Here is a 17,845-nt window from a genome sequence, read left to right as displayed (position 1 = left end):
CCCGATCCAGCCCCTATGCGCTGGATTCGCCGGTACTCAGGCGGACGAAGATTTCGAATCTTCGGTGTGAGCGACCGCTGCCCGCGGTTCGCCTGCCAGCGCGAATGATAGCGAGACTTGCGCCCCCGCCACAGCCCCGTCGACGACACGGTTGGAAAGCTCGATGCGCGCGCCGTGTTCGTCGGCGATCTTCTTGACGACGGCCAGGCCCAAACCGGTACCTTTTGTTTTCGTGGTGACGTAGGGCTCGAAGGCGCGCTTGAGAATATTTTCGGCAAAGCCGGGTCCACTGTCCTGCACGGTGAGGCGCACGCGCTGGCCCGAATCGCCCAGCCGGGTGCGGATGACGACCTCGCCCACCCGGCCCGTGCCGCTGGCGGCGGCCTCGGCAGCGTCCTGTGCGTTCTGCAGCAGGTTGTGCACGACCTGGCGGATCTGCTGTTCATCGCCGCGCACGGGCGGGCAGCGCTCGTCGAGCTCCGAGCGCAGCGTGATCGGCAGGTTCTCGGCGTGATACAGCTGCAGCACATCGGCCAGCAGCGCATTGAGGTCGACCGGCTTGAGGTCGGCCGCGGGCAGCCGGGCGTAATCGCGGAATTCGTTCACCAGCCGCTTCATCGCATCGACCTGGTCGACGATGGTCTTGACCGACTTCACCAGGATGGCCTGCTCGGGTGGCTCGACCTTGCCCGAGAGCTTCATCTCGAGCCGCTCGGCCGACAACTGGATCGGCGTGAGCGGGTTCTTGATCTCGTGCGCGAGGCGGCGCGCCACCTCGCCCCAGGCCTGCGCGCGCTGGGCCGAGACGATTTCGGAGATGTCGTCGAACACCAGCAGCCGCGCATCGCCCGGCAGCTCGGCGCCGCGCGCGACGATGTTGATGGCGTCGTCCTGCTGCGGCAGGTCGTTGCCGGTGGCGTGCAGTTCGAAGGCGTGCTGCCAGTGATCAAGGCCGTGCTGCATGCGCTCGACCAGGAACTCGTCGAACTGCTGCTGCACCTTGGCGCCGAAATCGGCCAGCCCCGGCACATCGACCAGCGCCTTGCCTTCATAGGCGGCGAGCGGCGCGCGCAGCACGCGGGTGGCGCCCGGGTTGGTGGACAGCACGGTGCCCTTGGCGTCGAGCACGATCACGCCCGAGGTCAGGTTGTCGAGAATGGTCTGCAGGTTGCCGCGGGCGGCGTCGAGCTGGTCCATGGTCTTCTCCACGGCGCCGCGCGCGTCGGCCAGCTGCTGGGTCATGACGGCGAACGAGCGCGTGAGGCCGCCCAGCTCGTCCTTGCCCTGCAGCACGGCGGTGGGCCGCAGATCGCCGGCGGCCACCTGGCGCACGCCGTCGGCCAGCACGAGCAGCGGCCGTGCGAGCTGATTGCCGAACAGCACGGCCAGCAGCACGGCGCCGAACACGGCGAGGAACAGGCTCAGCGTGAGCGTGCCGATGTACATGCGCCGCAGCCCCTCGCGCGCCAGCGCGCGCTCCTGGTATTCGCGGTTGGCTTCCTGCACGGCCAGCGCGTTGGCGACCACGGCCGGCGGCAGCGGCCGCGTGACCTGCAAGTAGCGCGGCGCGGTGTCGAAGTCGAAGCCCGGGCGCTGCACCATGGCCAGCGCGCGCACGCTGGCACTCGACGGCGTGGCGCTGGGCAAGGCGGTTTCTTCCAGGCCCTCGACATGCGCGACGGCGCGGTCGGGCCGCACCTGGCGGAACTGCTGCGCCGTCGGCCGCTCGGGGTTGAGCTGGAAGCGCGACGCGCCCGCACTGGCCACGAGCTGGCCCGAACCGGTCCAGAGGATCACGTCGCTGGCTTCGAGCTGGTCGCGGATGCGCTCCAGCAGCAGCCCCGCGCTCACGTCGGGCACCTGCGACAGCTGGGCGCTGGCGGTGCGGGTCTTGGCGGCGAGGTCGTCGGACAGCGAATCGAGCGTGGCCCGGCCCAGGTTCAGGCCGGCATCGAGCGCACCCTCGACCTTGACGTCGAACCAGCTCTCGATCGAGCGCGCGACGAACTGGTAGGACACCACGTAGACCAGCGCCCCCGGCACCACCCCCACGAGCGCGAAGATGGCCGCGAGCTTGATCAGTAGCCGGCTGCCGAACTTGCCCTGCCGCAGCCGCCGCAGCAGCCGGAACGCGACCCAGCCGATCACCAGCACCAGCAGCACGGCCACCACCACGTTGATGCCGAACAGGCGCACGTAGTAGCGCTCGTACAGCGCGCGGTTGTTGGTGGCCTGCGCGAGCAGGAACATCAGCACCAGGCCGATGGCCGTGACCATCGCGGCGCCGACGCCCACGGCCCAGCGCAGCGCGCGCGAGCGGCGGGCGGCAGGCGTGGCCGCGGCGCCGCTGCGCGGCTTGCTGCTCACCGCTGCTTCTCCAACGGCAGCCGGGCGGTGCGCTCGGCGGCGATGTTCCACTCGGCCTGCCCGACCATGCCGATCTGGAAAGGACGCGGCAGCTGCGAGGTGTCGAGCCGGAAACGGAAGGTGACCTGGTGCAGCGGCTCGTCGCCGATCTCGGCGGCGTCGCCCAGCCGCAGCCGGCCGATGCGCTTGATGGCCTCGAGCGCGTCGCCGAGGCTGTCGAAGTTCTGGTTCAGCGAGATGCCGAAGCCGGCGGCGCCGGTGATCGGCACCGGCGACACATTCAGCCGCCAGCGGCGCGTGAGGGGCTGGTAGGCCAGCCGCATGTGGCGCGCCACCTGGGCGACCTTGCGGTCGGTCCAGTACCAGCGCTCCTGGAAGACCTCGGCCTCGGCCACGAAATAGATGGCGATGCCCTTGTCGAGCACGTCTTCCACCAGCGTGGGCAGTTCGAACTGCACGGCCGCGCTCAGGTAGACGCCATCGTCGGCCTGCTCCAGGCGCATCTGGGTGATGGTGGCGCCGCCGGGCCTGCCCTGGGCGGTGGCGGCGGCCGGGAACAGGGCCATCCACAGGGCCCAGGCCAGCCACAGGCCGGCCAGCAGGATCGACCGGCGGCCGTCAGTGCGGCGCGGGTTTTTCAAGCAGGGCGTAGAAGAAGCCGTCGTGGTCACCAGAGGGATTGTCCGGGACGCCACGGGCATTCGCCCCACTTTGAGGCAGCAAGTGTCCCGGGGACGGCAGCAAACGGGCGTCGGTGTTGCGTACAAGAAACGCATCAATTTGTTGCGAGCCTTCTTCGCGGAACACGGAACAGGTGCAATAAAGCAGCCGGCCGCCGGGCCGCACGAGCGGCCACAGCGCGGCCAGCAGCATCGCCTGCTGGGTCGCCAGCTGGGCCGTGTCGCTCTCGCGGCGCAGCCAGCGCACGTCGGGATGGCGCCGCACGATGCCCGAAGCGGTGCACGGCGCGTCCAGCAGGATGGCGTCGAACAGGGCGCCGTCCCACCAGTCGGCGGTGCGGCCGGCATCGGCCACCACCACCTTGGCCTTCAGGCCGAGGCGCGCGAGCGTCTCGTCGATGCGGCGGCTGCGCACGGCGTCGACCTCCAGCGCAGTCACCTCGACGGCGCCGGGGCCAGCCCGTTCGATCAGGTGCGCGGTCTTGCCCCCGGGGGCGGCGCAGGCGTCCAGCACACGCAGCGGCGCGGCGCCGGGCGTGGCCGGCAGCAGGCCATCGAGCAGCAAGGGGGCCGCGAGTTGGGCGGCGGCGTCCTGCACCGAGCAGGCGCCGTCGGCGAAACCGGGCAGCTGCTGCACCGGGCGGGCCCGGGCCAGTTGCAGGCCGTCGGCGCCGACGCGCGTGGCCGCGAGGCCCACCGCTTCCAGTTCCAGCAGGTAGGCGGCCGGCGTCGATTGCAGCGCGTTGACGCGCAAGGTCATCGGCGCCTGGGCGTTGTCGGCCGACAGCACGCGCTGCCAGTCGCGCGGGTGGTCGCGCTTGAGGCGTTCGATCCACCAGCGCGGGTGGTTCCATTGCGCGACCGGTTCGGTGTCGGTGGCAGCCACGAGCTCGTCGCGCTCACGCAGGAAGCGGCGCAGGCAGGCGTTGATGAAGCTGGCCTGCGCCCGGGTCGCCGGGTTGCGCTTGGCGGCTTCCACGGCCTGGTCGACCAGCGTGAAGGGTTCGTAGGGGGCGTGGTCGCTGTGCCAGGCCAGCGCGAGCGCGGTGCACAGCAAGGCGTCGGGCAGCGGCGGCGGCGTGCGCTTGGCCAGGTGGCGGCGCAGCGCCTCGGCGCGGCCGAGCCAGCGCAGCACCTGGAAGCCGAGCGCCTGCACGCCGGGGCGCAGCGCGGGCTCGACGGCCTCGAACGCAACGGTGCCCGAGGTGCCGGCGCGAATCGACGCCAGCGCCCCTGCGGTCAGTTGCAGTTGGCGCCAGAGCGGCGGTTGTTGCGGCGCCGAGGAGGCGCTGCCCGAAGAGGGGTCGGAGGAAAGATCTGCTGGCAAGTTGGGGCCGATGGTAACGGGCGAGAAAGACAGCACGCCGCGCGGTGGGAATGGAAACGAAGGCGTTATCGCCTGTCGCCGGGTCGGGTCAGGTCAAAGCAGCGGGGCCGCGGGCCGCAGTCGCACGATCCAGGCCACCAGCAGCGCCGGGAACTGGGCGATGCCCGCGTTGTACTGCGCCACGGCCAGGTTGAACTGGCCGCGTGCGATTTCCGCCGCCGCCGAGGGCTCGGGCCAGGCAATGGGCGCGGCCGGATCGGACGCGCCGCCCAGGCCGGGCATCAGCGGCGCAGGCCGCGACAGCGTGCCGTCCGCGTCGAACACGGTGACCGCGCCCGGGTACTGGCGTCGCCATGCCGCAATGAGCACCTGCAGCGCAGTGGCCAGCGCCGCCATGCTGCCCGGGTCGAGCGGGCGCACCCGCGTCGCACCGAGCAGGGTCGCGAGCTGCGTCGTGGCGGCCTGCAGCGGCGCCACGGTGGGCGCGCCTTCGGGCGGCGACTCGGGCCGGGGCGCGGCGGTGATGCTGGCCTGGACGAAATCCAGCTGCTTGCGCAGTGCCACGTCGAGCACCGCGTAGGCCTGGAGCACGGCCGCGCGCAGACGCACCAGCCGGTTGTAGGCGCCCACGAACCAGAACAGCAGCAGCGCGACAACGAGCCAGCCGGCCAGCGAATCGGGCAGGACGCTCATCGGAAACAGAACCTCTTGGTCATCGGTCGGAACCCTGCGAACACAAAGAAAAACGCCCCCCGACCGGAGCGGTCGGAGGGCGTGGGCAACCGGTCATGCCGGTGATGCTAACCAGTTATTCGGTCGCGGCGCCTTCGTTGGCGTCGACCGTGCTGGTCGCTGCATCGCTGTCGCCGGAGCCGGCCAGTTCGGCGGCTTCCGACTCGGCGATGGCGCGGCGCTCGGCCTCGTCCATGGCGTCCTTGACCTTGCGGGCCTGGTGGTACGCCATGCCGGTGCCTGCGGGAATCAGGCGACCGACGATGACGTTTTCCTTCAGACCGCGCAGCTCGTCGCGCTTGCCCATGATCGCGGCTTCGGTCAGCACGCGCGTCGTTTCCTGGAACGAAGCAGCCGAGATGAACGAGTCGGTCGACAGCGACGCCTTCGTGATACCCAGCAGCAGGTTGGTGAACGTCGCGGGGATCTTGCCTTCGGCGCGCAGGGCGTCGTTGGTGTTGAGCATTTCGCTGCGTTCGACCTGTTCGCCGGAGATGTAGCTCGTGTCGCCGATGTTGTCGACCACGACGCGACGCAGCATCTGGCGAACGATCACCTCGATGTGCTTGTCGTTGATCTTCACACCCTGCAAACGGTACACGTCCTGCACTTCGTCCACGATGTAGCGCGCGAGTTCTTCCGAACCCAGCAGGCGCAGGATGTCCTGCGGGTCCGCCGGACCGTCGACCACGCTTTCGCCCTTGTTCACCACCTGGCCTTCGTGCACCAGGATGTTCTTTTCCTTCGGCACGAGGTCTTCGTAGACGCCGCCTTCGGGATCGGTGATCTGCAGGCGGATCTTGCCCTTGGTCTCTTTACCGAACGACACGGTACCGGTCATTTCGGCCAGCATGCCCTTGTCCTTCGGCGAACGGGCTTCGAACAGCTCGGCCACGCGCGGCAGACCGCCGGTGATGTCTCGGGTCTTCTGACCTTCGACCGGGATGCGTGCCAGCACTTCGCCGGGGCCCACGTCCTGGCCGTCGCGGATCTGCACCAGGGCGCCGATCGGGAAGCCGATCGTCACCGAGTGGTCGGTGCCGGGGATCTTCACTTCCAGGCCTTGGGCGTCGATCAGCTTGACCTGCGGACGCACGACCTTGGCAGCGCCGCGGCGCTTCGGGTCGATCACGACCAGGGTCGACAGACCGGTCACTTCGTCCACCTGCTTGGCGACCGTCAGGCCTTCCTCGACGTTCTCGAACTGCGCCTTGCCGGCGAACTCGGTAATGATCGGGCGGGTCAGCGGGTCCCAGTTGGCGAGCACGTGGCCGGCCTTGATCTGCTGGTCGGCCTTGACCGTCAGCGTGGCGCCGTACGGCACCTTGTGACGCTCGCGCTCACGGCCGTGCTCGTCATGGATGACGATCTCGCCCGAACGCGAAATCACGACCAGCTCGCCCTTGCTGTTGGTCACGTAGCGCATCGTGGCGTTGAAGCCGATCGAGCCGTTCGACTTGGCTTCCACGCTCGAGGCGATGGCAGCGCGCGAAGCGGCACCACCGATGTGGAAGGTACGCATCGTCAGCTGCGTGCCGGGTTCGCCGATGGACTGGGCAGCGATCACACCGACGGCTTCGCCGATGTTGATCAGGCCGCCGCGGCCCAGGTCGCGGCCGTAGCAGGTCGCGCAGATGCCGAAACGCGTTTCGCAGGTCAGCGCGGTGCGGACCTTGACTTCGTCGACGCCCTGGGCTTCCAGTGCTTCGATGTTGTCTTCGTCGAACATCTCGCCGGCCTTGAGCAGCACCGAACGGTTTTCCGGGTGCAGCACGTCGTCCGCCGCCGAGCGGCCCAGGATTCGGTCGCGCAGCGACTCGATCACTTCACCGCCTTCGACGATGGCGCGCATCAGGTAACCGCCGTGCGTGCCGCAGTCCTGCTCGGTCACGACCAAGTCTTGCGTCACGTCGACCAGACGACGGGTGAGGTAACCCGAGTTCGCCGTCTTCAGCGCCGTGTCGGCCAGACCCTTACGGGCACCGTGGGTGGAGATGAAGTACTCCAACACGTTCAGGCCTTCGCGGAAGTTCGCGGTAATGGGCGTCTCGATGATCGAGCCGTCCGGCTTGGCCATCAGGCCCCGCATACCGGCCACCTGGCGAATCTGCGCTGCGGAACCGCGGGCGCCGGAGTCGGCCATCATGTAGATGGAGTTGAAGGACTCCTGCTCGACTTCCTTGCCGTGGCGGTCGATGACCTTCTGCTTGGACAGCTTGGCCATCATGACCTTCGACACTTCGTCGCCCGCCTTGCCCCAGATGTCCACCACCTTGTTGTAGCGCTCGCCGGAGGTCACGAGACCGGAGACGTACTGCTGTTCGATCTCCTTCACTTCCTTGGCCGAGCGCTCGATGATGCCGTGCTTCTCAGCGGGCACCAGCATGTCGTCGATCGCGATCGAGATGCCGGCCTTGGTCGCCAGGCGGAAGCCGTTTTGCAGCAGCTTGTCGGCGAACACGACGGTCTCTTTCAGGCCGCACTTGCGGAACGAGACGTTGATGAGCTTGGAGATTTCCTTCTTCTTCAGCGCCTTGTTGATGTTCGAGAACGGCAAGCCCTTGGGCAGGATCTCGGACAGCAGGGCACGGCCCACGGTGGTGTCCACGAGCGAGGTCGACGGCGTGAAGACGCCGGTTTCCTTGTCCTTGGTGTACTCCGTGATACGCACCGCGACCTTGGCGGTGAGTTCGACTTCGTTGGCGTCCAGCGCGCGCTGCACTTCACCGATGTCGGAGAAGATCAGGCCCTCGCCCTTGCCGTTGATGCGGTCGCGGGTCGTGTAGTACAGACCCAGCACCACGTCCTGCGAAGGAACGATCGACGGTTCGCCCGAGGCCGGGAACAGCACGTTGTTGGAGGCCAGCATCAGCGTGCGGGCTTCCATCTGCGCTTCCACCGACAGCGGCACGTGGACAGCCATCTGGTCGCCGTCGAAGTCGGCGTTGAAGGCCGCGCAAACGAGCGGGTGCAGCTGGATGGCCTTGCCTTCGATCAGGATCGGCTCGAACGCCTGGATGCCCAAACGGTGCAGCGTAGGCGCACGGTTCAGCATGACCGGGTGTTCCTTGATCACTTCTTCCAGGATGTCCCAGACCACCGGCGTGCCCGATTCGACTTCCTTCTTGGCAGCCTTGATCGTCGTCGCGATGCCCATGGCTTCGAGGCGCGAGAAGATGAAGGGCTTGAACAGCTCGAGCGCCATCAGCTTGGGCAGGCCGCACTGGTGCAGCTTGAGCGTCGGGCCCACCACGATGACCGAACGGCCCGAGTAGTCCACGCGCTTGCCCAGCAAGTTCTGGCGGAAACGACCGCTCTTGCCCTTGATCATGTCGGCCAGCGACTTCAGCGCGCGCTTGTTGGCGCCCGTCATGGCCTTGCCACGGCGGCCGTTGTCCAGCAGCGAGTCGACAGCCTCTTGCAGCATCCGCTTTTCGTTGCGCGCGATGATTTCCGGAGCCTTCAGCTCCAGCAGGCGGCGCAGACGCGAGTTGCGGTTGATGACGCGGCGGTACAGGTCGTTCAGGTCGGAGGTCGCGAAGCGGCCACCGTCCAGCGGCACCAGCGGACGCAGGTCCGGCGGCAGCACGGGCAGCACTTCGAGCACCATCCACTGGGGCTTGATGCCCGACTTGCGGAAGGCCTCGAGCACCTTCAGGCGCTTGGAGTTCTTCTTGACCTTGACTTCGGAGCCGGTCAGGTCGCCGCGCAGGCGTTCGATCTCGCTGTCGAGCTCGATGCCTTCGAGCAGGTCCTTGATGCCTTCGGCGCCCATCTTGGCGATGAACTCGTCACCGTATTCCTTGCGCTTGGCGTCGTAGTCGTCCTCGGACATGATGCCGAACTTCTTCAGCGGGGTCATGCCGGGGTCGGTGATCACGTACGCTTCGAAGTACAGCACGCGTTCGATGTCGCGCAGCGTCATGTCGAGCACGAGGCCCAGACGCGACGGCAGCGACTTCAGGAACCAGATGTGGGCGCAGGGCGCGGCCAGGTCGATGTGACCCATGCGCTCGCGACGCACCTTGGTCTGCGTGACTTCAACGCCGCACTTCTCGCAGATCACGCCGCGGTGCTTCAGGCGCTTGTACTTGCCGCACAGGCACTCGTAGTCCTTGATGGGGCCGAAGATCTTGGCGCAGAACAGACCGTCGCGCTCGGGCTTGAACGTGCGGTAGTTGATCGTCTCAGGCTTCTTCACCTCGCCGAAAGACCACGAACGGATCTTCTCGGGCGAAGCCATGCCGATCTTGATGGCATCGAAATGCTCATCGGGCGTGAATTGCTTGAACAGGTCGAGTAGCGATTTCATAAGACTCTTTCCCTTTTCAACTTAGGAACGCTCGAGCTCGATGTCGAGACCCAGCGAACGAATTTCCTTGACCAGCACGTTGAACGATTCCGGCATGCCGGCTTCGATCGAGTGCTCGCCCTTGACGATGCTTTCGTACACCTTGGTACGGCCTTGCACGTCGTCGGACTTCACGGTCAGCATTTCCTGCAGGACGTAGGCGGCGCCGTAAGCTTCCAGCGCCCACACTTCCATTTCACCGAAACGCTGGCCGCCGAACTGCGCCTTGCCGCCCAGCGGTTGCTGCGTGACGAGCGAGTACGGGCCGGTCGAACGGGCGTGCATCTTGTCGTCCACCAGGTGGTGCAGCTTCAAGAAGTGCATGTAGCCGACGGTGACGGGACGCTCGAACTGGTCGCCGGTGCGGCCGTCGTACAGGTAGGCCTGCGTGCGCGTGTCGGTCAGGCCCTTGAGCTTGGCGATGTCGTCCGGGTAGGCGAGCTTCAGCATGCCGCGGATTTCTTCTTCCGAGGCGCCGTCGAACACCGGCGTCGCGAAGGTCGCGCCGCTTTGCAGGTTGGCCGCCATGGCAAGCAGCTCGGTGTCGCTCAGCTGGTCGAGCTCTTCCTTGCGGCCCGAGCCGTTGTACAGCTGCTCCATGAACTTGCGCAGCTCGGCCACCTTGGCCTCTTGCTGCAGCAGGTCACCGATGCGCTGGCCGATGCCCTTGCCGGCCCAGCCCAGATGCACTTCGAGCACCTGGCCCACGTTCATCCGCGAAGGCACGCCCAGCGGGTTCAGGCAGATGTCGCACGGCGTGCCGTCGGCCATGTGGGGCATGTCTTCGACCGGAACGATCTTGGACACCACACCCTTGTTGCCGTGACGGCCGGCCATCTTGTCGCCGGGTTGCAGGCGGCGCTTGACGGCCAGGTAGACCTTGACCATCTTGAGCACGCCCGCGGGCAGCTCGTCGCCCTGCGTGAGCTTCTTGCGCTTTTCTTCGAATGCGAGGTCGAAGCTGTGGCGCGTCTGCTCGAGCGAGTTCTTGATCGACTCGAGCTGCGAAGCCACGTCGTCTTCCGCCGGGCGGATGTCGAACCAGTGGAACTTCTCGACCGACGACAGGTAGGCCTTGTCGAGCTTGGTGCCCTTGGCCAGCTTGTTCGGGCCGCCGTTGGCGACCTTGCCGGTCAAGAGCTTCTCGATACGGTCGAACGCGTCGGCTTCGACGATGCGCAGCTGGTCGTTCAGGTCGAGGCGGAAGCGCTTGAGTTCATCGTCGATGATCTGCTGGGCGCGCTTGTCGCGCTGGATGCCTTCGCGGGTGAACACCTGCACGTCGATCACGGTGCCTTGCGAGCCCTGGTCCACGCGCAGCGAGGTGTCCTTCACGTCGGAAGCCTTCTCGCCGAAGATGGCGCGAAGCAGCTTCTCTTCCGGCGTCAGCGTGGTCTCGCCCTTCGGCGTGACCTTGCCCACCAGCGTGTCGCCCGGCTGCACTTCGGCGCCGACATAGATGATGCCGGATTCGTCGAGGCGGTTGAGCTGCTGCTCGGCCAGGTTCGGGATGTCGCGCGTGATTTCTTCGGCGCCCAGCTTCGTGTCGCGAGCCATCACCACCAGTTCCTCGATGTGGATCGAGGTGTAGCGGTCTTCGGCGACGACGCGTTCCGAGATCAGGATCGAGTCTTCGAAGTTGTAGCCGTTCCAGGGCATGAACGCGATCAGCATGTTCTGGCCCAGGGCCAGTTCGCCGAGGTCGGTCGATGCGCCGTCGGCCACCACGTCGCCCTTGGCGATCTTGTCGCCGCGCTTGACGATGGGGCGCTGGTGGATGTTGGTGTTCTGGTTCGAACGCTGATACTTGATCAGGTTGTAGATGTCCACACCGACTTCACCGGCTGCCGCTTCGGCGTCGTTCACGCGCACCACGACACGGGTCGCATCGACGTAATCGACGATACCGCCACGGGTGGCCGTGACCACGGTGCCCGAGTCGACCGCAGAAACGCGCTCGATACCGGTACCGACCATCGGCTTTTCGGGGCGCAGCACAGGCACGGCCTGACGCTGCATGTTGGCGCCCATCAACGCGCGGTTCGCGTCGTCGTGCTCCAGGAACGGCACGAGCGAGGCGGCCACCGACACGATCTGCGCGGGCGACACGTCCATGTACTGGATGCGCTCGGCACCCACCAGGATCGATTCGCCGGCTTCACGCGCCGAGACCAGGTCGCCGGTCAGCTTGCCGTCCTTGTCCAGGACCGCGTTGGCCTGGGCGATGACGTACTTGCCTTCTTCGATGGCCGACAGGTAGTCGATGTCCATCGTGACCTTGCTGTCGACCACGCGGCGGTACGGCGTCTCGATGAAGCCGTATTCATTCAGGCGGGCGTACAGGGCCAGCGAGTTGATCAGACCGATGTTCGGGCCTTCAGGCGTTTCGATCGGGCACACGCGACCGTAGTGGGTCACGTGCACGTCGCGCACTTCGAAGCCTGCACGTTCACGCGTCAGACCACCCGGGCCAAGGGCCGACACGCGGCGCTTGTGGGTGATTTCGGACAGCGGGTTCGTCTGGTCCATGAACTGCGACAGCTGCGACGCACCGAAGAATTCCTTCAGCGCAGCCGAGATCGGCTTGCTGTTGATCAGGTCGTGCGGCATCAGCGGCTCTTGCTCGGCCTGACCCAGACGTTCCTTCACGGCCTTCTCGATACGTGCCAGGCCGGTGCGGTACTGGTTTTCGGCCAGTTCGCCGACGCAACGCACGCGGCGGTTGCCCAGGTGGTCGATGTCGTCGACTTCGCCGTTGCCGTTGCGCAGGTCAACGAGGATCTTGACCACGGCCAGGATGTCTTCGTTGGTCAGCACCATCGGGCCGGTCGATTCGTCGCGGCCGACCTTGGCGTTGAACTTCATGCGGCCCACGCGCGACAGGTCGTACGTGTCCGGGTTGTAGAACAGGCGCTGGAACAAGGCCTGCACCGCGTCTTCCGTCGGCGGCTCGCCGGGGCGCATCATGCGGTAGATGGCCACGCGCGCTGCGAATTCGTCGACGGTTTCGTCGATGCGCAGCGTTTGCGAGATGTATGCGCCCTGGTCCAGTTCATTCGTGTAGATGACCTGGATGTCCTGCACGCCGGCCGTGCGCAGCTTCTTGAGCAGCGCTTCGGTCAGTTCGTCGTTGGCCTTGGCCAGGATTTCGCCGGAGTCGGCGTCCACGATGTTGCGGGCGATGACGCGGCCGACCAGGAAGTCTTCCGGCACGCTGATGTGCGTGGTGCCGCCCTGCTCGAGTTCACGCGTGTGACGCGCCGTGACGCGCTTGTCCTTGGCGACCACGACCTTGCCCGACTTGTCGGTGATGTCGAAGCGCGCGACTTCGCCGCGCAGGCGCTCGGAGACGAACTCCATCTGCGCGCCGCTGTCCATCAGGCGGAAGTTGTCGTTCACGAAGAAGTTCGCGAGGATCGATTCCGGGTTCAGGCCGATGGCCTTCAGCAGGATCGTGACCGGCATCTTGCGGCGACGGTCCACGCGGAAGTACAGCATGTCCTTCGGGTCGAACTCGAAGTCGAGCCACGAGCCGCGGTAAGGAATCACGCGGGCCGAGAACAGCAGCTTGCCCGAGCTGTGCGTCTTGCCCTTGTCGTGTTCGAAGAACACGCCGGGCGAACGGTGCAGCTGCGAGACGATCACGCGCTCGGTGCCGTTGATGATGAACGAACCCTTGTCGGTCATGAGCGGCACTTCGCCCATGTAGACCTCTTGTTCCTTCACTTCCTTGACCACCTTCGACTGCGAGGTCGACGACTCGCGGTCATAGATGATGAGCTGCACCTTGGCGCGCACGGCCGAGGCAAAGGTCAGACCACGGGTCTGGCACTCACGCACGTCGAACGCCGGCTTCGCCAGGTTGTACTCGAGGAACTTCATCTCGACAAAACCGTTGTGCGAGACGATCGGGAAGGCAGCGTCGAACGCGGCCTGCAGGCCTTCGACGGTGCGGTGCTTGGGGGCGATGCCGGCTTGCAGGAACGCGGTGTACGCGTCTTTCTGCATCTGCAGCAGGTAGGGGATTTCGACGACGCTGTCGCGGTTACCGAAACTTTTTCGGATGCGCTTGCGTTCGGTGTAACTGTACGCGGACGATTGGGCCATGAGAGCTCCGGTGCTTGAGATCTTCAGCGACTTGTCAGCAGTGCCGGGCGAACGGCACCACTGCTTGGCGGCTGGCCACTACCAGCCGTTGGCGGACGGCGATGCATTGCACATCGCCCGAACCAAGGGGTCTTCTGCAGTCGGGTTCAGAAGACACTCAAAAATCGTCTTGGCTTTTGCTATTCCATCGACCTTTCGGCCTCTGAAAGAACCGGCGCCAAGCCGGCTTTTGGGTGCGCTCTGAAAGCGGCAAAGGCTGGAGGGCCTTTTCAGGCACCTCCAGCCCTCTAGGGGGTCTGAATTACTTCAGTTCCACCTTGGCGCCGGCATCTTCCAGCTTCTTCTTGGCGGCTTCAGCGTCCGCCTTCGACAGGCCTTCCTTGACAGCCTTGGGAGCGGCCTCCACCAGGTCCTTGGCTTCCTTGAGGCCCAGGCCGGTGATTTCGCGCACGGCCTTGATCGCCGACACCTTGTTCGCGCCAGCATCCATCAGCATGACGTTGAATTCGGTTTGCTCTTCAGCGACTGCAGCAGCAGCGCCACCGCCGGCAGCGGGTGCCGACATAGCTGCGGCGCTCACGCCAAACTTCTCTTCGATGGCCTTCACCAGGTCGTTGAGTTCCAGGACCGTCATTGCGTCGAGCGCGGTCAGAAATGCGTCTTTATCGAATGCCATTTTTGTTTCCTAACAATTGGGTTGAATATTCAAAAACGAGGCGCGCTCAGGCGGCCTGCGCTTCTTCTGCCGGTGCATCGGCGACGGGTGCAGCTTCGCCACCACCACGCTTCTCGGCCAGCGCCGCGAGCACGCGGGCGGTACGAGAGATCGGGGATTGCATCAAGCCCAGCAGTTGCGCCAGCAGCACTTCCTTGGAAGGGATGTTGGCCAGTTGCTTCACGCCTTCGACGTCCAGGGCCTTGCCACCGAATGCGCCACCGCGAATCACCAACTTGTCGTTGGTCTTCGCGAAATTGGCCACCACCTTTGCGGCAGCCACAGCGTCTTCGGAGAAGCCATAGATCAGCGGACCGGTCATCTGGTCGCCGACGATCTCAAACGGGCTGCCAGCGACAGCACGGCGAGCCAGCGTGTTCTTCAGAACACTCAGGGTCACACCGTTGCTGCGCGCTTCGCTGCGCAGTTTGGTCATATCGGCCACCGTGATGCCACGGTATTCCGCCATCACGAGCGTTTGAGCTTTTGCGGCGAGGCTGGTCACATCACTGATGACCGCTTCTTTCTCACTGCGATTCAGACTCAAGGTCTACTCCTTTTAATGCGACCTTCGGCCGGGGCCTCGGATCGCGCTTCATGCAGCGACCAACTGTTTCGGAACAAAAATCAAATTCCTTGCAGTGGGGTCGCCATCTGCGCTGGATACCGGAAGGATCGATCCGGCCATTAAGTGCAGCGCCCTGCACACCAGCGGTCTTGGATGGCTCGCGGCAACCGAAGCTGCCACGACCCACCACATTCGCCCTCTCCTTGCGGGATCGGGCCAATCTCTTTAGCTTGCCGAGATGGTTTGCGTGTCCACGCGGACACCCAGACCCATCGTCGACGACACAGCCACCTTGCGCAGGTACACGCCCTTGCTGGTCGCCGGCTTGGCCTTGACCAGAGCGTCGATCAGCGCAGCGAGGTTGCCTTGCAGCTTGTCGTTGTCGAACGAGCGACGGCCGATCGTGCCGTGGATGATGCCGGCCTTGTCGACGCGGAACTGGACCTGGCCAGCCTTGGCGTTCTTGACAGCGGTGGCGACGTCAGGCGTCACGGTGCCAACCTTGGGGTTGGGCATCAGGCCACGCGGGCCGAGGATCTGGCCGAGCGTACCGACGACGCGCATGGCATCGGGGGCAGCGATCACGACGTCGAAAGGCATGTCGCCAGCCTTGACCATCGCAGCCAGGTCGTCCATGCCGACGATGTCGGCGCCGGCGGCCTTGGCTTCTTCAGCCTTGGCGCCTTGGGCGAACACGGCGACGCGCTTGGTCTTGCCGGTGCCGTTCGGCAGCACGACAGCACCGCGAACCACCTGGTCCGACTTCTTCGCGTCGATGCCCAGCTGCACGGCCACGTCGATCGATTCGTCGAACTTGGCGGTGGCGGCATCCTTGACGATGACGATGGCGTCAGCCAGGGGGTACAGCTTGTTGCTGTCGACCTTGCCTTGCAGCGACTTTTGCTTCTTGGTGATCTTGGACATTTACACGCCCTCCACATTCACGCCCATCGAGCGGGCCGAGCCGGCGATGGTGCGAACTGCTGCGTCGAGGTCGGCGGCAGTCAGGTCCTTCATCTTGGCCTTGGCGATTTCTTCGAGCTGAGCGCGCGTGATCTTGCCGACCTTGTCGGTGTGCGGGCGGGCCGAGCCCTTGTCCAGCTTGATGGCCTTCTTGATCAAGGTGATCGCCGGAGGCGTCTTGATGATGAAGGTGAAGCTCTTGTCAGCGAACGCGGTGATGACCACCGGCAGCGGCAGACCCGGCTCGACGCCTTGGGTTTGCGCGTTGAACGCCTTGCAGAACTCCATGATGTTCAGACCGCGCTGACCCAGTGCGGGACCGATCGGCGGGGACGGGTTGGCCTTACCAGCTGGCACTTGCAGCTTGATGAAGCCGACGATTTTTTTCGCCATGCTTTGCTCCTTGCGGGTGATATCGCCTTGGCTCTCGCCGCGGCTCCCCGGGGTTAAACGACTCTTCGATCAAGACCGCGCGCCGAGTCGGACAACGCGCAGCCGGAAACTGGCAGGCCCACCCGAAGGCAGGCCATGGGATCAGGTCTTCTCGACCTGACCGAATTCGAGCTCCACAGGGGTGGCGCGGCCGAAAATCATGACCGACACGCTGACCTTGCTCTTCTCGTAGTTGACGTCTTCCACCGTGCCATTGAAGTCGGTGAACGGGCCTTCCTTGACGCGCACGAACTCACCCACGGTGAACTCGACCTTGTGGCGCGGCTTCTCGGTGCCCTGCTGCATCTGATTGACGATGTCCTCGACCTCTTTCTGCGAGATCGGGGCCGGACGGTTCTTGGCGCCGCCCACGAAACCCGTCACCTTGTTGGTGTGCTTCACCAGGTGCCAGCTCTCGTCGTCCATGATCATTTCGACCAACACGTAGCCCGGGAAGAAGCGGCGCTCGGTGGTGCGCTTCTGGCCGTTCTTGATCTCGACCACTTCTTCGGTCGGAACCAGGATGCGGCCGAACTTGTCCTGCATGCCGGCGCGGGTGATGCGCTCGGTGATGTTGCGCTCGACAGCCTTTTCCATGCCCGAGTAGGCATGCACCACGTACCAACGCAGATCAGGGTTGGCAGCGGGGGTCAGGAGAGGGTTCTGCTCCTCTTCCGGCGTGCTCTGGGTGGTTTCAACTGCGTCGTCGGTCATTATTTTCTCCAGCCCAGAATGAGGTCAAAGAACACCCATTCGAGCGTCTTGTCGGTGAGCCAGAGGAAGACGGACATGATCGCCACGAAGGCGAACACATAGGCCGTCATCTGCATCGATTCCTTGCGGGTCGGCCACACGACCTTCTTGACCTCGCGCCACGAGTCACGACCGAAAGCCCACAGCTGACGGCCATTCTCGGAGCTGCCGAAGGCGCCCACGGCCGCAGCCAGGCCGACCAGCAGCGCAGCCCATTGCACCAGCGAGCCTTGGCGCGACAGCAGGTAGAACGCGACGATCGCGCCCACTGCCAGCACCACCGCCGCAGCCAGCTTGGCTTTGTCGGCACCCGTGCTCACGGTTTCGATTTGAGAAGTGGCCATGTCGGCTGATTTCCTGTGGCCTCGCGGCCTTCAATTCAATGCGTCTCTTGAGACGCCGAAGCCCATCGGATCGCGATGGGCTTGTCGGGGTGCCACCTAGGTGGCAGGGGCAGTAGGAATCGAACCTACAACCTTCGGTTTTGGAGACCGACGCTCTGCCAATTGAGCTATACCCCTCCGGTACTCTTTACGCTCGACTTAGATGTCGAGGATCTTGGCCACGACGCCCGAACCCACGGTACGGCCGCCTTCACGGATGGCGAAGCGCAGGCCTTCTTCCATCGCGATCGGGTTGATCAGCTTCACGGTGATGCTGACGTTGTCGCCGGGCATGACCATTTCCTTGTCCGCGGGCAGCTCGATCGCGCCGGTCACGTCCGTCGTACGGAAGTAGAACTGCGGACGGTAGTTGTTGAAGAACGGCGTGTGACGGCCGCCTTCGTCCTTGGACAGGACATACACCTCGGCGGTGAAGTGCACGTGCGGCTTGATCGAGCCGGGCTTGC

At 65.2% G+C, this 17,845-nt stretch carries 13 protein-coding genes and 1 tRNA gene; all 14 read right to left on the bottom strand.

Annotated features, from left to right (window positions below):
- Positions 1 to 36 precede the first annotated feature (36 nt).
- Positions 37 to 2,367 carry a sensor histidine kinase gene (locus tag AC57B8_RS13540; protein WP_496479867.1) on the bottom strand — a complete coding sequence of 777 codons (2,331 nt, stop codon included), beginning with the start codon at positions 2,365 to 2,367 and terminating at the stop codon, positions 37 to 39.
- Positions 2,364 to 2,933, bottom strand: coding sequence for a DUF4390 domain-containing protein (locus tag AC57B8_RS13535; RefSeq protein ID WP_175497139.1), 570 nt, complete (start codon positions 2,931 to 2,933; stop codon positions 2,364 to 2,366). Before AC57B8_RS13535 ends, AC57B8_RS13540 begins: the two co-directional genes overlap by 4 nt.
- 52 nt (positions 2,934 to 2,985) lie before the next feature.
- Positions 2,986 to 4,374 carry a 16S rRNA (cytosine(967)-C(5))-methyltransferase RsmB gene (gene rsmB / locus AC57B8_RS13530; RefSeq protein WP_495264793.1) on the bottom strand — a complete coding sequence of 463 codons (1,389 nt, stop codon included), beginning with the start codon at positions 4,372 to 4,374 and terminating at the stop codon, positions 2,986 to 2,988.
- 93 nt (positions 4,375 to 4,467) lie between these two features.
- The gene (locus tag AC57B8_RS13525) at positions 4,468 to 5,067 is read right to left on the bottom strand and encodes a LemA family protein (protein ID WP_159278660.1); all 600 of its coding nucleotides are present in this window, start codon (positions 5,065 to 5,067) and stop codon (positions 4,468 to 4,470) included.
- A 115-nt stretch (positions 5,068 to 5,182) separates the two neighbouring features.
- Positions 5,183 to 9,418, bottom strand: a complete 4,236-nt coding sequence (rpoC, locus tag AC57B8_RS13520) for a DNA-directed RNA polymerase subunit beta' (protein ID WP_062479330.1) — start codon at positions 9,416 to 9,418, stop codon at positions 5,183 to 5,185.
- Between the two features lie 21 nt (positions 9,419 to 9,439).
- Positions 9,440 to 13,564, bottom strand: a complete 4,125-nt coding sequence (gene rpoB / locus AC57B8_RS13515) for a DNA-directed RNA polymerase subunit beta (RefSeq protein WP_139701541.1) — start codon at positions 13,562 to 13,564, stop codon at positions 9,440 to 9,442.
- A 301-nt stretch (positions 13,565 to 13,865) separates the two neighbouring features.
- Positions 13,866 to 14,240, bottom strand: coding sequence for a 50S ribosomal protein L7/L12 (rplL, locus tag AC57B8_RS13510; protein ID WP_070063901.1), 375 nt, complete (start codon positions 14,238 to 14,240; stop codon positions 13,866 to 13,868).
- Positions 14,241 to 14,286: 46 nt separating this feature from the next.
- Positions 14,287 to 14,826 carry a 50S ribosomal protein L10 gene (gene rplJ / locus AC57B8_RS13505; RefSeq protein WP_056584633.1) on the bottom strand — a complete coding sequence of 180 codons (540 nt, stop codon included), beginning with the start codon at positions 14,824 to 14,826 and terminating at the stop codon, positions 14,287 to 14,289.
- Between the two features lie 246 nt (positions 14,827 to 15,072).
- The gene (gene rplA, locus AC57B8_RS13500; protein ID WP_062479319.1) at positions 15,073 to 15,771 is read right to left on the bottom strand and encodes a 50S ribosomal protein L1; all 699 of its coding nucleotides are present in this window, start codon (positions 15,769 to 15,771) and stop codon (positions 15,073 to 15,075) included.
- Complete coding sequence (rplK, locus tag AC57B8_RS13495; protein WP_056584627.1) at positions 15,772 to 16,203, bottom strand: 50S ribosomal protein L11; 432 nt, start codon at positions 16,201 to 16,203, stop codon at positions 15,772 to 15,774.
- Between the two features lie 141 nt (positions 16,204 to 16,344).
- Positions 16,345 to 16,956, bottom strand: coding sequence for a transcription termination/antitermination protein NusG (gene nusG / locus AC57B8_RS13490; protein ID WP_062479316.1), 612 nt, complete (start codon positions 16,954 to 16,956; stop codon positions 16,345 to 16,347).
- On the bottom strand, positions 16,956 to 17,339 hold the full coding sequence (gene secE / locus AC57B8_RS13485; RefSeq protein ID WP_062479313.1) for a preprotein translocase subunit SecE: 384 nt from the start codon (positions 17,337 to 17,339) through the stop codon (positions 16,956 to 16,958). Before secE ends, nusG begins: the two co-directional genes overlap by 1 nt.
- Positions 17,340 to 17,440: 101 nt before the next feature.
- A tRNA-Trp gene (locus tag AC57B8_RS13480) sits at positions 17,441 to 17,516 on the bottom strand.
- Between the two features lie 21 nt (positions 17,517 to 17,537).
- Positions 17,538 to 17,845, bottom strand: a 308-nt coding sequence (locus AC57B8_RS13475; RefSeq protein WP_496479866.1) for an EF-Tu C-terminal domain-related protein, incomplete at its 5' end; no start/stop codon positions are given.

It is taken from the genome of Variovorax sp. BGA-UO-ETr-C22, from assembly GCF_059567965.1.
Note: the sequence above shows the minus strand (reverse complement) of the source record. Positions and strands in the feature narration are given on the sequence as shown.

Coding starts and splice junctions, on each gene's coding strand:
- AC57B8_RS13535 (WP_175497139.1), bottom strand. CDS start 2,933: ATGGCCCTGTTCCCGGCCGCCGCCACCGCCCAGGGCAGGCCCGGCGGC.
- AC57B8_RS13525 (WP_159278660.1), bottom strand. CDS start 5,067: ATGAGCGTCCTGCCCGATTCGCTGGCCGGCTGGCTCGTTGTCGCGCTG.
- rpoC (WP_062479330.1), bottom strand. CDS start 9,418: ATGAAATCGCTACTCGACCTGTTCAAGCAATTCACGCCCGATGAGCAT.
- rpoB (WP_139701541.1), bottom strand. CDS start 13,564: ATGGCCCAATCGTCCGCGTACAGTTACACCGAACGCAAGCGCATCCGA.
- rplL (WP_070063901.1), bottom strand. CDS start 14,240: ATGGCATTCGATAAAGACGCATTTCTGACCGCGCTCGACGCAATGACG.
- rplA (WP_062479319.1), bottom strand. CDS start 15,771: ATGTCCAAGATCACCAAGAAGCAAAAGTCGCTGCAAGGCAAGGTCGAC.
- rplK (WP_056584627.1), bottom strand. CDS start 16,203: ATGGCGAAAAAAATCGTCGGCTTCATCAAGCTGCAAGTGCCAGCTGGT.
- nusG (WP_062479316.1), bottom strand. CDS start 16,956: ATGACCGACGACGCAGTTGAAACCACCCAGAGCACGCCGGAAGAGGAG.
- secE (WP_062479313.1), bottom strand. CDS start 17,339: ATGGCCACTTCTCAAATCGAAACCGTGAGCACGGGTGCCGACAAAGCC.